This window comes from Dokdonella sp., assembly GCF_049593775.1.
GTDB lineage: Bacteria > Pseudomonadota > Gammaproteobacteria > Xanthomonadales > Rhodanobacteraceae > Dokdonella.
In genome coordinates this window covers 1-6796 of record NZ_JBAWHJ010000083.1, presented here as the reverse complement: position 1 = coordinate 6796, position 6796 = coordinate 1, and the positions used below count along the sequence as shown (strand labels likewise).

Annotated in this window: 8 protein-coding genes; 3 read left to right on the top strand and 5 right to left on the bottom strand. The window is 60.6% G+C overall.

Going from position 1 to position 6796, the window contains the following annotated elements; translation table 11 throughout:
- Together WBP53_RS02935 and WBP53_RS02930 are read right to left on the bottom strand one after the other, a co-directional pair.
- The coding region (locus WBP53_RS02935; RefSeq protein ID WP_423925764.1) for a hypothetical protein at positions 1-466 on the bottom strand (466 nt) is incomplete at its 3' end.
- 50 nt (positions 467-516) lie between these two features.
- On the bottom strand, positions 517-1263 hold the full coding sequence (locus WBP53_RS02930; protein ID WP_423925762.1) for a hypothetical protein: 747 nt from the start codon (positions 1261-1263) through the stop codon (positions 517-519).
- A gap of 542 nt (positions 1264-1805) precedes the next feature.
- Between WBP53_RS02930 and WBP53_RS02925 the strand changes: the two genes are divergently transcribed.
- From WBP53_RS02925 to WBP53_RS02915, 3 genes are read left to right on the top strand one after another with little or no spacing between them, the layout of a single operon-like run.
- Positions 1806-2501 (top strand): glycosyltransferase family 2 protein, encoded by a 696-nt coding sequence (locus WBP53_RS02925; RefSeq protein ID WP_423925760.1) that lies wholly within the window; start codon positions 1806-1808, stop codon positions 2499-2501.
- The gene (locus WBP53_RS02920; RefSeq protein WP_423925758.1) at positions 2501-2884 is read left to right on the top strand and encodes a DUF2304 domain-containing protein; all 384 of its coding nucleotides are present in this window, start codon (positions 2501-2503) and stop codon (positions 2882-2884) included. Before WBP53_RS02925 ends, WBP53_RS02920 begins: the two co-directional genes overlap by 1 nt.
- 4 nt (positions 2885-2888) lie before the next feature.
- On the top strand, positions 2889-4025 hold the full coding sequence (locus tag WBP53_RS02915; protein WP_423925756.1) for a glycosyltransferase: 1137 nt from the start codon (positions 2889-2891) through the stop codon (positions 4023-4025).
- Here the strand turns inward: WBP53_RS02915 and WBP53_RS02910 are convergent.
- The 3 genes from WBP53_RS02910 to WBP53_RS02900 all read right to left on the bottom strand — a co-directional run.
- Positions 3967-5406: a hypothetical protein gene (locus tag WBP53_RS02910; RefSeq protein WP_423925754.1), complete on the bottom strand. Its 1440-nt coding sequence runs from the start codon at positions 5404-5406 to the stop codon at positions 3967-3969. The two genes, WBP53_RS02915 and WBP53_RS02910, sit on opposite strands and share 59 nt — an antisense overlap.
- Positions 5403-6584 carry a hypothetical protein gene (locus WBP53_RS02905; protein ID WP_423925752.1) on the bottom strand — a complete coding sequence of 394 codons (1182 nt, stop codon included), beginning with the start codon at positions 6582-6584 and terminating at the stop codon, positions 5403-5405. The genes WBP53_RS02910 and WBP53_RS02905 overlap by 4 nt, the downstream gene beginning before the upstream one ends.
- Positions 6581-6796 (bottom strand): DUF455 family protein (locus tag WBP53_RS02900; protein WP_423925750.1); only part of this gene is annotated, 216 nt, incomplete at its 5' end. The genes WBP53_RS02900 and WBP53_RS02905, both read right to left, overlap by 4 nt.

Sequence of the window (6796 nt, the reverse complement as noted above, 5' to 3'; positions counted from 1 at the left end):
GAGTAATGACTACCGGACCACAACCTGCTCCAAACGTGGTGACCAGCAGGAAGTAGGAACCGTTGGCAAGGCCATCAACCGGACCCAGCGTTTCGGAACCACCAGCTCCGTTGCTGTCAGCCTCAATCGGGCAAGGCGACGAACCGTTGCAGGTGCCCGACATCAGACCAGCGTAGATATCGTAGGTACCCACAGAAGTCGTAATGTTGAAGCTGCCGCTATGAGCACCAGGCCCAATAGTGACGGCCCAGACGGCATCAGTTGCATTGCCGATCGGGTTCAAGCCGCTGCAGGAAACCGCCAGCTGATCGGTAGCGCTGCAGGTATCAAAAGCGGCTTGAGGCGTTCCACTTGTAGCACCGTTAAGCACCGGCGTGCCAGCGCTAGGTGTACAGTTCTGGGCAAAGCTTGCCCCGGCAAACATCAACGATGCCGCGACAGTAGCTCCAAGCAAGGTCTTCTTCATTATCATCACTCCAAAAGGGTTTTCAACAGGTATTTATTAGGATTAGTTGCTCAGTTGCCGATGAATGTCTGGCGGCGGGAATCAAACTGATCAAAGTAGACGTAGTTCGTGTTGGTGAAGTTCTGACGCCAGAACGTGCTCGCGCCGGCAAGTCCGAGTACGACCTGGTCTACGCCGGTCCATACATCGTTGCTCAAGCCTGAAACTGTTCCAGTCGGACTGCCGTCTGTCGTGGCTGCAGCCACATCCGTCACCCAGTAGCGCATGCTGCCGCCACTTGCACCAGCGACATTGAGGTCGATTTCAACACGGTTGGCACCGGCCTGGTTCGGGAGTGCTACGTCGACAATCTGGTAGAGACTGCCCTGATTGGTATCGCCAACCAGGAAACGCAGCGAAGCTCCCGTTCCGTTGCCGCGCAAGAAGGTCTGCACGATGTTTCCGGTACCACCGGGAGCCGTTCCACCACCGATGACGTTGAAAATGGTGGCTGCACGGTTCGCTGCTGTCAGCGTGATGCCCGATGCGTCAACAATGAACTGTGCGCGATAGCGCGATTCGTTCGCAGGTGTCTGGTCCAGCACGCCAGCCTTTGCGGCCGGGGAACCATTCTGATTCAGCGCGGTGCGCAAACGGCACGGAGTGGAATCATATCCAGGGGTCTGGCTCGAAACCGTACCCTGCAGCGAAAGCGTCAGGCTCCACGGCGGTGAAAGGCTGGCCGGGCACTGCGCGAAAGCTGCGCCTGCTGCACCAAAACCCACCAAGCCCACAACTGCCATAGCAAGTGTTTTCATTTTCGTGTTCATTTTTGTCTCTCCAGGATTGTCTGGGTGGGGTGGGTCCCCTTCCCCTTAAAGCACACACCGAAAAGCCTAGCTGCTGCCTTAACCGCTCGGAGCTTAAGGACTTTGCCCTTTGCTCGTCAACAGCTTCCGCGCAATAGCTTGACCGAGTTGTCAGAACCGGATGCCCCAAATTGTGCTTTTCGCCCTGGTTTCGCGGCGTACTGGCACTGGTTTATCCCGCTCACAGGCCTTTAGACGCACGCGACTGCCGGATCCGGACACTTCGGCCTCAATTCTTTCGCATCGCGCTCCAGGCGCTGGTGTCTGACGCATATGGGTCGAATTTCGTTGGTGTCACGAGGCCGTGGGGTGCCAGGAAGTCCTGTTGCTGTGATCTGGGTGATCGAACCTTTGCTCATTAAGGCCCTATATCTTATGTAGCAGCGCAGGCATTCATTGACAGGCTAGGCGGCGGATGACGAGAATCGCGGTCCCCTGCACCCAGCATCAGGCTCGATTTGAATACCCTACTGCCCTCAGATTGCCTGGCTGTGATCCCAGCCAGGGACGAAAGCGCCACTGTTGCAAGTGTTGTCGCGGGCGTGCGGGCCTCGCTTGGATGCCAGGTTCTGGTCGTCGATGATGCCAGTACCGATGGAACAGCCGCCTCGGCCCGCGCGGCCGGAGCCGATGTGCTGATGTTGCCGGTAGGTCTCGGTGCCTGGGGAGCAAGTCAGGCCGGCATACGCTTTGCGTTGAGACATGAATTCAAGTCGGTGATCTGCCTGGATGCCGATGGACAGCATTTGCCCGACTCCCTGCCGCTACTGTTCGAGGCACGCAAACGTACCGGAGCCAATGTTGTCATTGGAACCTGCTTCGAAAGGTTGAGCCTGCCGAAGCGGATAGCCTGGCAGTACTTGCGACTGCTGACCGGGCTTCGCCTTCGCGATTTCACCTCGGGCCTGCGCCTGTATGACCAGCGCGCCATGCAAGTGCTCGCGGCACCGGAAGCCAGCCTGCTGGATTACCAGGATGTGGGCGTGCTCATGTTGCTGGCCGGGAAAGGCATGCGCATGACGGAAACCCCGACACCGATGCAGGCGCGCAAGAGTGGCCACTCCCGCGTTTTTGCCTCCTGGGCCGTGGTGGCGCGATACATGTTCAATACGACGATACTCTGCATCTCGCGCCTTGACCTTGGCAAGCGAGCTTCCGATCCAGCGACATCGGGCGTGAATAGCTGATGCTCGACGCCCAGATCACCGCTGCCATTCTCGGCTTCGCACTTGCCGGCGCCATCTTTTATCTGGTGCGTCGCGACCATTTGCACGGCCCCTTCGCCGCATGGTGGCTGATGGTGGCCGCGGCCACGCTGATCCTCGGCATGTTCCCGGCCCTGGTGATCTGGCTTGGAAAACTGACCGGCATCAACTATGCGCCGGTCCTGCCCATCATCATTGGACTGTCGATGGTGTTGTTGCGGCTGCTCAAGCTGGATATTGATCGTTCCAGGCAGGAGCGCCAGATGCGCCGACTGACCCAGAAGCTGGCCATACTCGAGCAGGAAATCGAGCGACTGCGCAATCCAGCCGGCTCCCCGTCTGGCGACGCGAAAAAGATCGACTAGCCCGATGCGGGTACTCCATCTCGGCAAGTACTACCAGCCGCATCGGGGCGGCATCGAACGGTATCTGCAGGATCTTGCCGAATGGTCTGTCGATCATGGGCACCATGTAGGCGCCCTGGTTCACCAGCCTCCCGGCCAGTGGCGCAGCACGCATGATGAAGTCAACGGAGTCGACTTGTGGCGCGCAGGCTGCATCGGCGCCCCGCTCTATACGCCGCTAAGCCCCACCTATCCACTGCGATTGGGCCAGGCGCTCGAAGCCATTCAGCCGGACGTGCTCCATCTGCACATGCCGAACCCGTCTTGCTTCGCGGCTTTGCTCAGCCCGCGAGCACGGGCACTGCCATGGATCGTGCACTGGCACGCCGACGTCTCTACCGACATGCCCGACTGGCGAGTACGTGCGGCCTACCGCATCTATCGCCCGTTTGAACAATGGCTGCTCAACCGTGCTGCGGCGATCGTGGCAACCTCGCAGGCCTATCTCGCTGCAAGCTCGGCACTGGCGCCGTGGGCAGCCAAGGCCAGAGTGATTCCGCTGGGAATCAGGGATCGAACGCGGGATTCAGGGCAGGCACCGATGTGGCCGCAAGGTAACGGACTGCGGATACTCGGCGTCGGCAGGCTCAGCCATTACAAGGGCTTTGCAGTATTGCTTGAAGCCATGAGCAGGCTGCCCGGGGTACGTCTGGTCCTCATCGGTAGTGGTGAGCAGCGCGATTCGCTGCAAGCCATGGCCTGCCGGCTGGGAGTATCTGATCGGGTGTCCTTCATCGCGGATTGCGAAGAAGCGGACTTGCAGGCGGCGTACGTCGAAGCCGAAGTTCTCGTCCTGCCTTCGCTGGACAGAAGCGAGGCTTTTGGCCTGGTACTGCTGGAAGCAATGCGCGCAGGACTGGCCACCATCGCCAGCGATATCCCGGGCTCCGGCGTCGGTCAGGTGATCGAGAACGAAACAACCGGGCTATTGGTGGAGCCGGGCAAGGCGGTGGATCTCGCCAGGGCCATTGATCGTCTCGATTCGGACCCCGCGATGCGGGCCGCCATGGGGACTGCCGGACGACTCCGCTGGGAACGCCACTTCACGCTTCAGGATTCGGCGCAGGCGGTGCACCAGCTGTATGGCGATTCTTCAGGCTGAAGCCAGCAAGCAGCAGTCCGAGCAGCGAGAACACGGCCGGTACGACGTGCAGGATAAGGCGATTCGCACTCGTGTAGTTCTCCGCCCAGGTTGAAGCTTCGGTGAAGAAGAACAGGACGAAAAGGAACAGCGCACACAGGCCCAGCATCGCGCCGAGCGAGCGGGCCATGCGGTCTTCAAGGAAAACACGCCAGCGAAGTACGATGGCCAGTGGCAACAGGTACCAGAGCAGATGCCAGTTGGGCAGGGTCAGCAAGCCGGACAGCATGGCCCGCCCGACCGGTCGCCAATGGATATCCAGTGCGCCCAGTGCAGGAACCACCACTTCGCCCCAGCTTGCCCTGACCCAGCCCAGGCCGAGTACCGGGATCTCGAATCCGCCCAGGATCAGGCCAAGGGTTCCGAGCAGCACGACAGCGAGAACGACCCACCAGCGATACCGCCTCGGCAGCAGGCTGAGGAAAACGATCGAACTGAAAATGGCCAGCCAGACGGCACCTTCAAGTTTGACCAACGGCATGGTTGTCGCAAACAGGCCGGCGAGCAGCAACTGCCCCGGCGAGCGATCGCGCATCCAGCGCAACCATGCGAGTACCGCCATGCCCAGGGCAGCTGCCAGCCACAGATCCGCATAACCGGCCAGCGCAGCATGTGCGCCCAGCAACGGCAGGGAGATCATTCCGTAGACCAGCAACATGCACAATTCAGGCTGCAATCCAATCGCGCGCCATTGCCCGTAACTTGCCAATCCGACCGAACCAAGCACGCCGGTCCAGACGATATTGATCATCGGTTCGTTCCAGCTGCCCGCGGCACTGGCGAACCAGATCTCGATCCAGGCCAACAGCTCGGGGTAGTCCCAGATCGCCGCGGTACGCAGGGACAGATCGGGATTTGCCAACCATTCCTGCATGGATACATAAGGCACGTATTGGCCGATCAGAAACCATGCCTTGGGTTTGACCGACCATGCCGACCAGGCATCCCACGGGAAGGTCGGGCGCAACATGGCCTCGCTTCCCAGCACGCCCAGGCGGAGCACGATGGCGGCCAACAGCGTCCACCAGAGCAGGCGCAATGCGGGCGTCAAGCGAGCGTCATTCGCGTCTCGGGGCCGCCGGCTGCGTAACGCAAGCGCTGCAGCCCAGGCTAGTATCCCGATGCCGGCCAGCCACGGCGCCGTAGTCGCGAATGCTCGGGCAGTGTTTTCGTTGGCCACCCATGCGGTAAGGCCGGCGGTGAGAAAGACGCCGAGCAGGAATCCCGCACCAAGAGAGAACGCCAGGTCGCCCGGCGCACGCAGCCCCCTATTCAAGGCCAGGCAAACGCCTGTCCCCGCGAACCATGGCAGCAACCAGGCCATCAGGTAACCGAGGCTCATGTGCCTCTCCCCAACTTCAATACGATCAGGCGATCCCGGCGGTGGATTATCTCGCCCGGGAGTCGCAAACCATCGCCTTCCATCATTCTTTTCTGCGGATCGTAGCGCCAGCCGGCTATATCGTAGAAAACGACCACACTCCCATCGGACAGCGGCTCATCAGGCGCAGTTGCCTTCGCTTGCGCCAACACTCCGACATTCATTGGAAGCAAGTGATAGATGAGGCGCAGCACGGTGAAACTGGATGCAGAGTGGACCAGGACACGCGTATTGCCCGGCAAGTCTCGCAGTGCCAGCTTGAGCTCATGCGCCGTCTCGACAATATCCCTGTCCGCCGAATGCAGCTCACGATCGGGCCAGGAAAACTCGCTATACAGGACCTCGGTTGCCGAGTGTCGCCAGCGCAGGCCGGAATGCCATTGCAGGTCGAGCAGCAGCCAGCCGACAAACAGGGCGAGTACGCCCAGCCGCAGCAGCCCCGCGCCGCGAACCTTGAGTATTGCGAACGACCAGATCAACACGAGGCCCACGGCCAGCAGGAGGCAGAGGACCAGGGACTGCGCACGCGGCGTGTCGGTATCACGGCCCAATGCATGTACTGACCGCTGGCTCCAGGGCCACTGACCAGTCCAGTCTGTGAGCAACGCAGACAGGTCGCCTTGCCAGGAACGCGAAGACAAACTGGCGCCAACCAGCGTGAAAGGCTTGAAGCCCTGCATGGGCGGCACGACTTGCGGAGTGGGATATTCGGCGAAAGCCAATTCGGTGATGCGCCCATTCCATTCCGGAACCGTGCCGAGATCGAACCAGGAATTGCCGTCGCGTGGCCACGGCAGCGAAACCACGGTGACATCCTCGTCACCAACTCGCCTGAATACGAGGGAAAGTTCCAGCGTGTGCGGGAATTGGGCGAAGTTGTAGCGAAGGATGGGGTTCTCCATGGCATCGACGCCATTGAGGGCAATCGATTGCAGGGCCGTACGGTCATCACCCACCGCGCCAATTCTAAGGCGGTCTTCGTCCTGCGCCGCACCGCCCATGACCACACGGAACTCTGATCCGGTCCAGTTGCGCTGTTGATCCGCAAACATCGGCGAGTGCAACTCTGCGCCTGCCGCCCACAGCAACAGCAGGCCGAAACTGGCCAGCAAGACGATGGCGAAAAGTAGCCTCTTCACGCGGCGAGGCTTCCAATATGGATCAGTTCGGCCTGGCTGAACCCGGCCGCGCGGCGTGCTTCGAGATTGAAGGGACCACGCAGGCTTCCTTTCATGTGCTGATCAAGCAAGGCGGCGAAAGTCGATTCCGGTTCGACACCTTCCCTTTCGCAGCACCAGGCGAACCAGCGAGATCCAGCTGCGACGTGCGGCACTTCTTCACGCAGGATCAC